This is a genomic window from Aliiroseovarius sp. D2-2 (assembly GCF_055809455.1).
Genome location: NZ_CM147913.1, coordinates 2,491,776 through 2,504,150, shown reverse-complemented (window position 1 = coordinate 2,504,150; position 12,375 = coordinate 2,491,776). Strand labels below are relative to the sequence as shown.

The following is a 12,375-nucleotide window of genomic DNA, read 5'->3' as shown; positions in this document are numbered from 1 at the left end:
GTGTGGATCAGTCCAAAAACGCCTTCTCGACCACATATTGCGCGGGTTTTGAGTTTGCGCCTTCTTCCAGGCCATATTCCTCGAACATTTCTTTCAGTTCCAGGTTAAAGGCCAGGTTGCCGCAGATCATGGCCCGGTCATGTTCGGGACACAGCGGTTCGACGCCCAGATCCTTGAACGCCTCGCCCGAACGCATCAGGTCGGTGATGCGGCCCATCTTCGGGCTCTCTTCACGGGTGGTGGTCGGGTAATACTTGATCTTCTTCCAGAAGCCTTCGCCGATCACTTCGTTCAGAAGCTCATCATCCTTCAGCGCTTCGATCAGTTTGGCACCATAGGTCAGCTCGCCCACTTCGCGGCAGGTGTGAGTGATGATGATCTCGTCATAATCCTCGTATGTCTGCGGCTCGCGCAGAAGCGATGCAAAGGGCGCAAAGCCGGTGCCGGTGGCAAAGAACCAAATGCGTTTGCCGGGTATCAGCGCGTCATGCACCAGCGTGCCGACGGGTTTCGGGCGCAGAATAATCTCGTCCCCTACCTTAAGGTGCTGCAGCTTCGAGGTCAGCGGCCCGTCAGGGACCTTGATCGAATAAAACTCCAGCTCTTCATCCCAACTGGGCGAGGCAATGGAATAAGCGCGCAGAAGTGGTTTCTGTTTGCCGGTTTCCGGGTGCGGGTCGCCCATCAACCCGATCATCACAAACTCGCCCGAGCGGAAGCGCAGGGTTTGAGGCCGCGTGCAGCGGAACCTAAACAGGCGGTCGGTGTAATGTTCAACTTCGGTCACCGTCTGCGCATCGGGCAGGGTGGGGACCGGTTTTACTTTGGTTTCAGCATCCATAACGGGCGTCACTTCATTCATAAGCGTCAGCAGGGCACAATGCCCCGCCCTTTCCTGTCAGAGTATATAGGAGGGTTGCTTGGGCCGGTCTAGCCGGTCATCCGCGACCTATAGTCATAGGCCTTCCAGTCCGCGCGGAACTGCCATTCGGCCTCAGGCTGGCGCTGGGCCAGATCATCCGAGATCTTCGACTTCGTCAAAACCCGACCGGCGCGCCATTGCATATTGGTCCGAAATCACGTGGCCATGGGCGCGCAGACGCCCCTCGAAGCCCAAAAGGCGCAGCTGGCGACCAAGAGTGAAACCACGACCATCCGCGAAAGAAGGAAAGTCGATGCGGATGACGGGCACGCCCACCATCAGATCAGCCAGAGCCGCCGAATCCGTATCAGATGCCAGATGCAAGCCGCGCGTGTCATTGGCCGCGCGGTCTTCGGGGGTTGCGAACCCGTCGGTCAAATCGTCACGGGCAAAGCCGTTATCGGTTACAATCACGCTCATGCTTCTGCTCCTACGCGTACCATCTTTCCATCCACGAAATGAATGCCGCATTCTGATTTCTCGGCCCCACGCCAGCGTCCGGCGCGCGGGTCTTCACCGGGCTTCACAGCCGATGTACAAGGCGCACAGCCGATCGATGGAAAGCCCCGGCTGACCAGCGGGTGCTTGGGCAGCCGGTTGTTGATCAGGTAATCCTGCACATCTGATGCCGCCCAATGGGCCAACGGGTTGACCTTCAACTGGCCGTTTTCAGCCTCGAAGAACTCCAGATCGACGCGCTTGCCGCCCTGAAAACGTTTGCGCCCGGTGATCCAGCCGTCAAACCCGCTCAGCACGTTGTCCAGCGGTTCGACTTTACGAAGGGAGCAGCAGGCATCTGTGTCAGCCAAATGCAGAATGTTGTCCGGGTCGCGGGCAAACAGGTCTTCGGGATCAGGATGAATGACACGCATATCGGTCAGGCCCAGCTTCTCGGCGACCTCAACCTGATAATCTAGCGTTTCCTGAAACAACATTTGCGTGTCCAGAAAGATCACCGGCACTGTGCGGTCGACCTTGGCCACCAGATGCAGCAGCGCAACGCTTTCCGCGCCAAAACTGGACACCAGCGCAAGCGAGCCGATGGTGCTGTCTGATAAAGCGCGTTCAACGACAGAGGTCGCGGAATGGTGTTTGTAGCGACTGTTCAGATCGGCCGCCCGTTCTTCTGCCGGGGGAAGGGGGATTTCAAGCGGCATTGGTCTTGTCCTCTTCCGGATAGAGGGCCGCCTTGAAGGGGGCTTCGCCGAGACGGCGGAAGGCGTTGATGAAGGTTTCGCTCTCGTCTTCGCGATGTTCCAGATAGGCGTGCACAAGACGTTCGATGGCTGGCACGATCTGGTCATAGGCAAAGCCCGGACCCGCGCGTTTGCCGATCACGGTGTCCGGGCCAGCGTCACCACCCAAGGTGATCTGATAGTTTTCGACGCCCGCGCGATCCAACCCCAGAATGCCGATATGGCCTAGGTGGTGGTGACCACAGGCGTTGATGCAGCCCGAGATCTTGATCTGCAGATGACCGATATCGTGTTCGATTTTCAGTTCGTCGAAACGCTCGGCAATCTCTTGCGCGACAGGGATCGAGCGGGCCGTTGCCAGCGCGCAGTAATCCATGCCGGGGCAGGCGATGATGTCCGAGATCAAACCGGCATTTGCCGTCGCCATGCCATGCGCACGCAGGGCCGCGAAGATCGCTGGCAGATCCGCGCGGTGGACATGCGGGAAGATCACGTTCTGCTCGTGGCTGATGCGGATGTCGCTGTGGCCAAACTGTTCGGCCAGATCGGCCAGCACACGCATCTGATCTGCGTTGGCGTCCCCCGGCGTGGCCCCGTGGGCTTTCATCGAGATCGTGACGATGCCGTAGCCATCGGCGCGGTGATCATCCACGTTGGTATCACTCCACGACCGGAAGATCGGGTCAGCGTCACGGGCCGCGTGATAGCCAGCAAGGTCCGCCGTCTTGAAGTCCGGTGCAGTGAAATCAGCGGCGATATTGGCGAAATGCTCCTGATCTACACCCGAGAAGAGCGGACGCAGCTGTGCAAAGCGGGCCTCGACCAGCTCATGGATCTTGTCGATCCCGTTCTCCATCGTGGTGATCTTGATGCGCGCCTTGTACTTGTTATCGCGGCGACCCAGCGTGTTGTAGACGCTGACGATGGCCTCGACATAAGGCAGCAGATCTTCGCGCGGCAGGAAGTCTTTCAAGACCTGACCGACGACAGGCGTACGGCCAAGGCCACCACCGACAAGGATCTGATAACCCACATCGCCGGCGTCGTTCTTCACGATGCGGATGCCGATGTCATGCGCCTTTGTCACGGCGCGGTCAGCTTTCGATCCTGTTACGGCGAGTTTGAACTTGCGCGGCAAGAACTGGAACTCCGGATGGTCGGTGGACCACTGACGCAAAAGCTCGGCCGTGGGGCGCGGGTCTTCAATCTCGTCCGCAGCAGCACCAGCGAAATGGTCGGCGGTCACGTTACGGATCGTGTTGCCCGAGGTCTGGATGGCATGCATGCCAACATCCGCCAGCGCGTCCAGCATGTCAGGGATGTCCGACAGGCGCGGCCAGTTGTACTGAATGTTCTGGCGCGTGGTCCAGTGGCCGTAACCCTTGTCCCAGCGTTCGCCAATCATGGCCAGCTGGCGCATCTGGTTTGGATTAAGCGAGCCATAGGGGATCGCAACCCGCAACATATAAGCGTGCAGTTGCAGGTAGACACCGTTCATCAGACGCAGAGGTTTGAACTCGTCTTCGGTCAGCGCGCCCGATATGCGGCGGCCCACCTGTTCGCGGAACTGAGAGACACGATTGCGTACGAAACTTTCGTCGAAATGGTTGTAATCATACATTGGCCACGGCCTCCGGTGCCGATTGCTCTGACTGTTTGCCATGGAAGCGGTTCGACGGGCCGGTGGCACGGAACGCTTCGCGGAAATGGATGGGGATAGGACCGGTTGGGCCAGCGGCAGCACCTGCCAGATAAGCGCCAACGGCCACGCCGGATTCGGCTTCTGCGCGGGCCAGCTGGGCGTTGGCCTCGACCTCTTCCTCGATCAGCCACGCCATACACATCTCGCGCACCCATGACCCGTTGCGGGCCATATAGATCACGTCGCCCTCGATCAGGTCGTTGGCGGTTATCACTTTAGGGCTAAATGGGCGGGGCATGGCGTGTCCTTTCCGGTTGCGTTCAAGCAATATATAGGACATTTTCCCTGTAATCCGCGAGGTGACGCGGGAAATAAGGAACGTTGTTTCGGTTTGCGCGCCAAATGGAACGCCCGGACCAGAAGAAGGGAAAAAGCAGAATGTCTGTTCGTCTGGACGAGATCGACAGGAAAATCCTGCGGGAGCTGCAACGCGATGCAGGCCAGTCGCTGGATGTAATTGCCAAGAAAGTCGGGTCATCGAAGACCCCGGTCTGGAACCGGATTCGCAAGATGCGTGAAGGCGGCGTGATCGGTCAGAACACGATGGTGATGGACGCCGAAAGCCTTGGGTTCGAAGCCTGTTTCTTTGTCCTGATCCGCACGTCCGAGCACGAGGCTGACTGGCAGGAGAAGTTCCTAGCAGCCCTGCGCGCGCGCCCTGAAGTGATGGAGGCCCACCGTCTGGCAGGCGAGATTGATTATATCCTGAAGGTCCGCGTCGAAAACGCCCGCGCTTATGACGAGTTCTATCAGGCGCTGATTTCCGAGGTGAAGATTTTCAACGTCACCGCGCTATTGTCGATGGAAGAGATCAAGTTCTCGACTGAGTTGCCAATCTGATCACACACGAACCATGAGCCGTTCCAACCCGTGGAAGTGATAGACATTTCCGTATTGCGGCGGGGCGGTCATTTTCAGGTTCGGGCAGCGCTCAAAGAGGATCGACAGAGAATGCACCATCTCTAACCGAGCCAACGGTGCACCTATGCAAAAATGCGCGCCCGCGCCGAATGCGGTGTTTTGTTTGATGCGGCGGTTCGGTTCGAATTCGTTCGGGTCGTCCCACATATCTGGGTCGCGGTTGGCCGCGCCCAACAGAAGCCCAATCTCGTCTCCGCGTTTGAAATCCTGCCCGTAAAGCGTGGTGTCCTCATAGACATGACGGGTGAACATATGAAGCGGGGGATCGAAGCGCAAAAGCTCTTCCACTGTGCCGTCAATCGCGTCCGGAGCCAAATCCGCTGCGGGATTGCCATGTTCCAGCAGGGTCTTCACTGCAATCGCCATGGCATGCACGGTGGCCTCGTGCCCCGCGTTCAAAAGCAAGATACAGGTCGAGATCAGTTCGTCGGGCGACAGCTTCTCGCCCTCAGCCTCGGCGGCAATCAATTCCGAGATCAAGTCATCGCGCGGATCGTTGCGGCGTTCTTCGACATAACTGCGCAGGAAGGCGACAAATTCTTCTGTGGCAGAAACCGCGGCATCCTCGATCGCGCGCGTGCGGCGCGCTTGATACATCGACACCATGGCGTTGGACCAGCGCAACAGATCGTCCGCCCGATCTTCGGGCACGCCCAACAGCCGACAGATGATGATCACAGGGATGCGCGTAGCAAAGGCAGGCAGCAGGTCGAAATCGCCCGTCGGAAACGCGTCGATCAGCTCATGTGCCAGCGTTTCGATCTCGGGGCCAAGCCCAGCAATACGTCGCGAAGTGAAAGCCCGCAGGACAAGCTTGCGCAATCTTGTGTGACGAGGCGCTTCCAGCTCCAACATAGAATGCGCTTCGACGGCGTAGAAGGCGGTCAGGTGATCGGGAAAGGGGCGCGGATCAACGGGTTCGCGGCCAAATCTGCGATCACGCAAGAGCGCGTTTACGGCCCGAAAGCTAACGGCCATTGGAAGGTCATAATCCTCCCAGATAAACAAATCCCCGGCTGAACGGGCGCGGTCATAGAACGCATACGGGTTCTGGATGAAATCGGGATCAGTCGGGGATTGGGTAAATCGCTTCATACGCGCATGTTCCTTAAAGCTGCTGGTCAATGCAAGGCCTGCTTCCTATGCTCGCCCCCATGTTTCGCTTCTTGCATACGAAATGGGTTTTTCCCTTTCTTCTTGGGACACTGCTGATCAGTGCGGGGGTCTGGGCCGCTGCTTGGCGCGCTGCGCTAAAGCCATTGGCCGAGCAAGCGTCGTCCGAGCTGGCACTGGCCTCGGATCAGTTGACACGTCACCTGTTTCGCTATCGTGAACTTGCGGTGGTGTTGGCAGAGCATCCTGTCCTGAAAAGCCGATTGAAAGATGCACAGTTGGAAGCCGCGGATCAGCTGCTTCAATCCATGGCCGATATGACAGGGGCGCATCAGCTTTTGTTGATTGATCGGGAAGGGCAGGTGTTGGCAGCGTCGCACCGAACCGCGATGCAACTTGACCCTTCAAGCCCTTTGATCCATCGCGCTTTGACTGGCGCACTTGGCGCTGATGCGCGGTTTCAAGCGCAGGTTAAAGGCACAACGCGGCGGGTGTTTTCGTTTGCCGCACCCGTTCTGGACAGAGCGGGCCAAAGCCAAGGGGCGGTGATTGCGCGCACAGACCTGCTGGATTTCGAGGAAAACTGGCCTTCAACCGCAGCGGCATTGTTTTTCACACTGAACGGCGAACGTGTCTTTGCGGCCAATCGGTTGGACCTTGTGAATGTCGCCCGCCCGACTGAACGATTTCTAAACAGCAGCAGTTCCAGCTGGACCGGTCACGAGGTTTGGCAGCTTGAGGCTGGGCCCTACCTGCCTGACCGCGCGCTGCACCTGACCCGCAGCCTGCCCGTCGTCGGGCTGAGCGGGGAGATCTTGCTCGATACCACGCCTGCCGAACGCAGTGCGGCGCTTTTGGCGGCAATTGCGGCTGCAATCTGCTTGGGCATCGGTGGCTTGCTGCTTGCTGTCGGTGAACGCAGGCGGGCGTTGAACGAACGGCTTCGGATCGAAGCCGCCGCCAATGCCCGGCTTGAAGCGCGGGTGGCGGAACGCACAATGGCCCTGTCCGAAGCCAACGTGGATTTGCAGCGAGAAAACCGGGAACGGCGCGAAGCAGAAGCAGCTTTGAAAAAGGCACAGGATGATCTTGTGCAGGCCGGAAAGCTTTCGGCCTTGGGGCAGATGTCAGCGGGCATCAGTCACGAGTTGAACCAACCTTTGATGGCCATCCGCAGTTTCTCGGAAAATGCCACATTGTTTTTAGAGCGCGGGCAGGAGGCCAATGCGGGACAAAACCTGACGCGTATCTCAGAACTGGCGCACCGGATGGGGCGGATCATCAAAAACCTGCGGGCGTTTGCCCGCAACGAAAACGAGCCGATGGGAAAGGTGGATTTGGGTCACGTGGTATCGACCGCGATAGAGCTGACTGAGCCACGTCTTAAGGCGGATGGTATTGCGCTTGACTGGGTGCCTCCATCCGATCCGGTTTTTGCAAAAGCTGGGGAAGTGCGGCTTTCACAGGTCTTTGTGAACCTTATCAACAACGCAGCAGACGCGATGCTGGATCAGGATCAGCGGAATATTCACATAGCGATCAACAAGGGTGAAAAACTATCCGTAACTGTGCGCGATACCGGGCCGGGTATTGAAGACCCCGATCGGATATTTGAACCCTTCTTTTCGACCAAACAGGTTGGTGAAGATGGCATGGGGCTGGGCCTGTCGATCTCGTACGGTTTGGTGCAAAGTTTCGGAGGCGACATTCGCGGACGGAACTGCGAAAACGGCGCCATATTTACGGTTGAGCTGCCGTATTGGGAGGACACGGAATGACGCAATCAGTGTTGTTGGTGGATGACGATATGATGGTGCGCGAAGCACTTGGCCAAACACTTGAACTGGCAGGCCTGACGGTTATTTCCGCGGGCAGTTATGTCGAGGCCAAGGACCATATCACGATGGGGTTTCCGGGTGTGGTCCTTTCAGACATTCGTATGCCCGGTAAAGATGGGTTCGCGTTGTTGAAACAAGCGCAAGCCGTTGATCCCGAGCTACCAATAATTCTGCTAACGGGCGAAGGCGATATCCCAACCGCCGTGCGAGGTATGTCGGAAGGTGCCTTTGATTTCTTGGAAAAGCCATGTGATCCCAGCATCCTGCTTGCGGTTATTGGACGGGCCATTCAGACGCGCGTGCTGGTGTTGGAAAACCGAGCCCTCCGTGCCAAGGCCGAAACCGGAGATGCAGCGGCCCGACTTCTTTTTGGTGAAAGTGATATGGCCGAGGATTTGCGCGCACGCGTTCGTGCAGCAGCACGCACCAAGGCAGAGGTCCTGATATGCGGAGAACCGGGTTCAGGGACATCAAAAGTTGCCGAAGTGCTCCATCTGCTATCGGGTGATGCCACGCGCCCCTTTGTCAAACTGGCCGCCGCGGGGCTATCCCCCCGGGATTTGGCGATTGGCGTGAAACGCGCAGAAGGCGGCACATTGTTTTTAGACGAGGTTGCTGCGCTAGGTGCGGCGACGCAGTTTCAATTGCTTGAACTTCTGGATGAGCCTGGAAGCTGGCGTGTTGTAGCCGGCAGCTATCGAGACTTGGATGAAGAACAACGCGCGGGACGGTTCAACGCAGATTTGTTTTACAAACTGGATCTTCTGCGGATCCGAATACCTGCCTTGCGCGAGCGAAAAGACGATATTCCGGTGTTGTTCCGACACTATGTTTCGATTGCCGCCGAGCAAGCGGCATTGACCCCGCCTGAAGTTGGTCGCGACGTGATTGCACAGCTCATGGCACAGGATTGGCCGGGGAATGCGCGGGCTTTGATGAATGCCGCGATGCGGTTCTCTATGGGGCTTGGATTGGCTGAATTGGACAATCCGCACGATGCCGTCGGGCTTGGTTTGTCCGAGCAACTGGCGCAGGTTGAACGCTCGCTTTTGATGGATGCGCTAAAACGCCATGTAGGTGGTGCAACGGCAGCGGCGAAAGAGCTGAAACTGCCGCGAAAAACTTTCTATGACAAACTTGCGCGTCATGGGATTCGCCCTGAAGACTACCGCGCCTGATCTGTGTGAAAATCCGCACAAATCGCCGAATGTGCTGTGTGACATCCCGCCCATGCCGCTGATGCAAAGCTGGCATGCAAAGGGTTGGTTTCTGCGTAATAGACTGAAAATTAAAGCACAAACCGGATTTTATTTGGTATTGGGCGCTTCCCCTTGGCGCTGTCACTTTCCCGTGACCCAATAAGGCAGCTGCCCAAAATGGGCGCTTTCTAATATCTGTCTGGGAGGACACCACATGAAATTCCTGACCCTTGCGGCCTCGGCCATTGCCATTGCCGCTTCTGTCACCACCGCAAATGCGGCCTGTGATGACGGCGAGATCGTCATCAAGTTCAGCCACGTTACCAACACCGACAAGCACCCGAAGGGCATCGCCGCTTCGCTGCTTGAGCAACGCGTGAACGACGAAATGAACGGCAAGGCCTGTATGGAGGTCTACCCGAACTCGACGCTTTACAACGACAACCAAGTTCTGGAAGCAATGCTTCAGGGCGACGTGCAGATGGCAGCGCCTTCGCTGTCGAAGTTCGAAGCTTTCACCAAGCAATTCCGTATCTTTGACCTGCCATTCATGTTCAAAAACATGGATGCTGTGGATGCGTTCCAGCAGTCGGAAACCGGTCAGGCGATGAAAGAATCGATGACCCGTCGCGGTCTTCTGGGCCTGGCGTTCTGGCACAATGGTCTGAAGCAGTTTTCGGCCAACAAACCGCTTGAACTGCCGACCGACGCAGCCGGTCTAAAATTCCGCGTTCAAACCTCGGACGTTCTGGTTGCCCAGATGGAAGCGATTGGCGCAAGCCCTCAGCCCATGGCCTTCTCGGAAGTCTACGGTGCCTTGCAGCAGGGTGTTGTTGATGGTCAGGAAAACACCTGGTCGAACATCTACGGCAAGAAGTTCTTCGAAGTGCAGGACGGCATCACCGAAACCAACCACGGCATCATCGACTATCTGGTCGTGACTAATGTGGATTGGTGGGAAGGTCTGGATGCGGACGTACGCGACCAGCTGGCCACGATCATGAAAGAAGTGACCATGACCCGCAACGGCGAAGCCTTCGCAGTGAACGAAGCCGCCAAGCAGGCGGTGGTCGATGCAGGCAGCACCGTGCGTCAGCTGACTGACGAACAACGCACCGCATGGGTTGACGCCATGAAGCCTGTTTGGACTCAGTTCGAAGGTGACGTGGGCGCGGAAAACATCGCGGAAGCCCAAAAAATCAACGGCATGCACTAAGCTTGCCTGTCAGGGGCCGCGCTTTGTACGGCGTGGCCCTTGCATCCTCCATACATCGGCCCGGCCTGACGGCACGCGGCCCATCCTCATGGGGAGGGGACAGCCATGAGTTCTCATACACATAACACCAAAGGCTTCGAAGAGACGGTAATCTCGATCCTGCTTGGCCTGATGGTGATGATTACATTCGTAAACGTTGTGATGCGCTACGTGTTCAACAGCGCGATCATCTGGGGTCTGGAAGTAACCCTGATCCTATTCGCTTGGCTTGTGCTTTTCGGCGTAAGCTACGGTGTGAAGGTCACCGCCCATCTTGGGGTTGATGCCCTGACCAACATGATGGCACCGCGCACCCGCCGGGTGGTGGCATTGATCGCCGGGGCCATCTGTATCATTTATTCCTTTCTGCTTCTGAAAGGGGCATGGGATTACTGGGCACCTTACGCTGCGCTCGATCGCACGTCGGGCCGCTGGTTCCCAACCGGGTTCGAAAAAACCCGCGACCAAGCTTGGTACATCACCGATCAGGTGCCGATGCCCGAAATCTTTCGCTTCCTAGAGGGGCTGATCAATCAGGGCGAGACCTATGACAAACTGCCCCGCGTGATCCCTTATTCCATCTTGCCAGTTGGTGTGGGCTTACTTCTGTACCGTTTCATTCAGGCCACGATGCGCATTTGGCGCGGCCAGCAAGAAGCCTTGATCGTCAGCCACGAGGTTGAAGACGAGATCGATCAACTCAAAGACAACCAGTGGGAGGAATAATCCATGGACGTCATTTTCCTCTTTGCCATGGTCATCGGCTTTTTGATGATCGGTGTGCCGATTGCGGTTGCGCTGGGCATGAGCTCGATCATCTTCCTGCTCATCTTCTCGGACACGTCATTGGCGTCGGTTGCGCAGAGCTTTTACCAAGCTGAAGCCGGGCACTATACGCTTCTTGCGATCCCGTTCTTCATTCTGGCTTCAAGCTTCATGTCCACCGGCGGCGTCGCGGCGCGGATCATCCGTTTCTCGATTGCTTGTGTGGGTCACTTCCGTGGCGGTCTGGCGATTGCGGGCGTCTTTGCCTGTATGTTGTTTGCCGCTTTGTCGGGCTCATCCCCTGCGACGGTTGTGGCGATCGGTACCATCGTGATCGCAGCGATGCAGCAGGTCGGTTATTCCAAGGATTTCGCCGCTGGTGTGATCTGTAACGCGGGCACACTGGGCATCCTAATCCCGCCCTCGATCGTGATGGTGGTCTATGCGTCTTCCGTCGAAGTGTCCGTGGGTCGCATGTTCCTAGCAGGCGTCATTCCCGGCATCTTGGCGGGCCTGTTGCTGATGATTGCGATCTATGTGATCGCCACCATCAAAGACATGCCCAAAGGCGATTTTGCAGGCTGGCGCGAGATCCTCTCAAGCTTCTCGGACGCGCTTTGGGGCCTTCTTCTGATCGTGATCATCATGGTTGGCATCTACGGCATTCCCGGTGTCACGGGGGCTTTGTTTACACCAACCGAAGCGGCCGCTGTTGCCTCGGTCTATGCGTTTATCGTCGCGACCTTCATCTATCGCGACATGGGGCCGCTGGCCGATTCCGGAGACGGCAAGAAAAGCCTTTTGCAAAAGCCGCAAGCGCTGATCACTGCCTTCTTCCATAAAGACACGCGCAACACGCTGTTCGAGGCCGGTCGCCTGACCATCACGCTGATGTTCATCATCGCCAACGCGCTGATCCTGAAGCATGTTTTGACGGACGAGCAAATCCCGCAGCAGATCGCAAATGCAATGCTGTCGGCAGGATTTGGCAAGATCATGTTCCTGATCATCGTGAACGTGATCTTGTTGATTGGTGGTCAGTTCATGGAACCGTCAGGCCTGATCGTGATCGTGGCCCCGCTGGTCTTCCCGATTGCGATTGAGCTGGGCGTAGATCCGATCCATCTGGGCATCATCATGGTGGTGAACATGGAGATCGGGATGATCACGCCTCCGGTTGGTCTGAACCTCTTCGTGACCTCGGGCGTGGCAGGTATGCCGATGATGAAAGTCGTGAAGGCGGCTGCGCCGTTTCTTGCTGTGCTCTTCGTCTTCCTGATCATGGTGACCTATATCCCGTTCCTGTCCACATGGTTGCCAACCTTGCTGATGGGACCAGAGATCATCACGAAATAGAGAAGGGGCAGCGTCGTGCTGCCCCTCCAAAACAACAGCGCCGGGCCTTTTTGGGGCCCGGCGTATACTATTCCACTCACTACCTATACCGATATAGACGGCATTGGT

The 12,375-nt window shown here is 57.2% G+C and carries 11 protein-coding genes and 1 pseudogene; 6 read left to right on the top strand and 6 right to left on the bottom strand.

The genetic code is table 11. The annotated features are described in order from the left end of the window. Positions 1–7 precede the first annotated feature (7 nt). The 5 genes and pseudogenes from AC0L6A_RS12360 to AC0L6A_RS12340 form a co-directional block, all read right to left on the bottom strand. On the bottom strand, positions 8–862 hold the full coding sequence (locus tag AC0L6A_RS12360; RefSeq protein WP_473290402.1) for a ferredoxin--NADP reductase: 855 nt from the start codon (positions 860–862) through the stop codon (positions 8–10). 68 nt (positions 863–930) lie between these two features. Beyond that, positions 931–1,342: pseudogene (locus AC0L6A_RS12355) on the bottom strand (DUF934 domain-containing protein). Beyond that, positions 1,339–2,079: a phosphoadenylyl-sulfate reductase gene (locus AC0L6A_RS12350; protein ID WP_473290400.1), complete on the bottom strand. Its 741-nt coding sequence runs from the start codon at positions 2,077–2,079 to the stop codon at positions 1,339–1,341. The pseudogene AC0L6A_RS12355 and the gene AC0L6A_RS12350 overlap by 4 nt, the downstream one beginning before the upstream one ends. Next, positions 2,069–3,739 carry a nitrite/sulfite reductase gene (locus tag AC0L6A_RS12345; protein WP_473290398.1) on the bottom strand — a complete coding sequence of 557 codons (1,671 nt, stop codon included), beginning with the start codon at positions 3,737–3,739 and terminating at the stop codon, positions 2,069–2,071. The genes AC0L6A_RS12350 and AC0L6A_RS12345 overlap by 11 nt, the downstream gene beginning before the upstream one ends. Next, positions 3,732–4,058: a DUF2849 domain-containing protein gene (locus AC0L6A_RS12340; protein WP_473290397.1), complete on the bottom strand. Its 327-nt coding sequence runs from the start codon at positions 4,056–4,058 to the stop codon at positions 3,732–3,734. The genes AC0L6A_RS12345 and AC0L6A_RS12340 overlap by 8 nt, the downstream gene beginning before the upstream one ends. Before the next feature lie 140 nt (positions 4,059–4,198). On the opposite strand from AC0L6A_RS12340, the gene AC0L6A_RS12335 reads away from it, so the two are divergent. Further along, positions 4,199–4,660, top strand: a complete 462-nt coding sequence (locus AC0L6A_RS12335; protein WP_142853437.1) for an Lrp/AsnC family transcriptional regulator — start codon at positions 4,199–4,201, stop codon at positions 4,658–4,660. Here AC0L6A_RS12335 and AC0L6A_RS12330 read toward each other — a convergent pair whose 3' ends face one another. Continuing rightward, positions 4,661–5,836, bottom strand: coding sequence for a cytochrome P450 (locus AC0L6A_RS12330; RefSeq protein ID WP_473290395.1), 1,176 nt, complete (start codon positions 5,834–5,836; stop codon positions 4,661–4,663). A gap of 59 nt (positions 5,837–5,895) precedes the next feature. Here AC0L6A_RS12330 and AC0L6A_RS12325 point away from each other — a divergent pair, with 59 nt between their 5' ends. From AC0L6A_RS12325 to AC0L6A_RS12305, 5 genes are all read left to right on the top strand, one after another. Then, the gene (locus tag AC0L6A_RS12325; RefSeq protein ID WP_473290393.1) at positions 5,896–7,632 is read left to right on the top strand and encodes a sensor histidine kinase; all 1,737 of its coding nucleotides are present in this window, start codon (positions 5,896–5,898) and stop codon (positions 7,630–7,632) included. Beyond that, a complete protein-coding gene (locus AC0L6A_RS12320; RefSeq protein ID WP_473290391.1) occupies positions 7,629–8,870 on the top strand; it encodes a sigma-54-dependent transcriptional regulator in 1,242 nt (413 codons plus the stop codon). The genes AC0L6A_RS12325 and AC0L6A_RS12320 overlap by 4 nt, the downstream gene beginning before the upstream one ends. A 235-nt stretch (positions 8,871–9,105) precedes the next feature. Beyond that, positions 9,106–10,107: a DctP family TRAP transporter solute-binding subunit gene (locus tag AC0L6A_RS12315; protein ID WP_473290390.1), complete on the top strand. Its 1,002-nt coding sequence runs from the start codon at positions 9,106–9,108 to the stop codon at positions 10,105–10,107. A gap of 105 nt (positions 10,108–10,212) precedes the next feature. Then, positions 10,213–10,872, top strand: coding sequence for a TRAP transporter small permease (locus tag AC0L6A_RS12310; protein ID WP_473290389.1), 660 nt, complete (start codon positions 10,213–10,215; stop codon positions 10,870–10,872). Positions 10,873–10,875: 3 nt separating this feature from the next. Next, positions 10,876–12,267, top strand: a complete 1,392-nt coding sequence (locus AC0L6A_RS12305) for a TRAP transporter large permease (protein WP_473290388.1) — start codon at positions 10,876–10,878, stop codon at positions 12,265–12,267. The last annotated feature ends 108 nt before the right edge of the window (positions 12,268–12,375 follow it).

Coding starts and splice junctions, on each gene's coding strand:
- AC0L6A_RS12350 (WP_473290400.1), bottom strand. CDS start 2,079: ATGCCGCTTGAAATCCCCCTTCCCCCGGCAGAAGAACGGGCGGCCGAT.
- AC0L6A_RS12340 (WP_473290397.1), bottom strand. CDS start 4,058: ATGCCCCGCCCATTTAGCCCTAAAGTGATAACCGCCAACGACCTGATC.
- AC0L6A_RS12345 (WP_473290398.1), bottom strand. CDS start 3,739: ATGTATGATTACAACCATTTCGACGAAAGTTTCGTACGCAATCGTGTC.
- AC0L6A_RS12335 (WP_142853437.1), top strand. CDS start 4,199: ATGTCTGTTCGTCTGGACGAGATCGACAGGAAAATCCTGCGGGAGCTG.
- AC0L6A_RS12305 (WP_473290388.1), top strand. CDS start 10,876: ATGGACGTCATTTTCCTCTTTGCCATGGTCATCGGCTTTTTGATGATC.
- AC0L6A_RS12330 (WP_473290395.1), bottom strand. CDS start 5,836: ATGAAGCGATTTACCCAATCCCCGACTGATCCCGATTTCATCCAGAAC.
- AC0L6A_RS12325 (WP_473290393.1), top strand. CDS start 5,896: ATGTTTCGCTTCTTGCATACGAAATGGGTTTTTCCCTTTCTTCTTGGG.
- AC0L6A_RS12360 (WP_473290402.1), bottom strand. CDS start 862: ATGAATGAAGTGACGCCCGTTATGGATGCTGAAACCAAAGTAAAACCG.
- AC0L6A_RS12320 (WP_473290391.1), top strand. CDS start 7,629: ATGACGCAATCAGTGTTGTTGGTGGATGACGATATGATGGTGCGCGAA.
- AC0L6A_RS12315 (WP_473290390.1), top strand. CDS start 9,106: ATGAAATTCCTGACCCTTGCGGCCTCGGCCATTGCCATTGCCGCTTCT.
- AC0L6A_RS12310 (WP_473290389.1), top strand. CDS start 10,213: ATGAGTTCTCATACACATAACACCAAAGGCTTCGAAGAGACGGTAATC.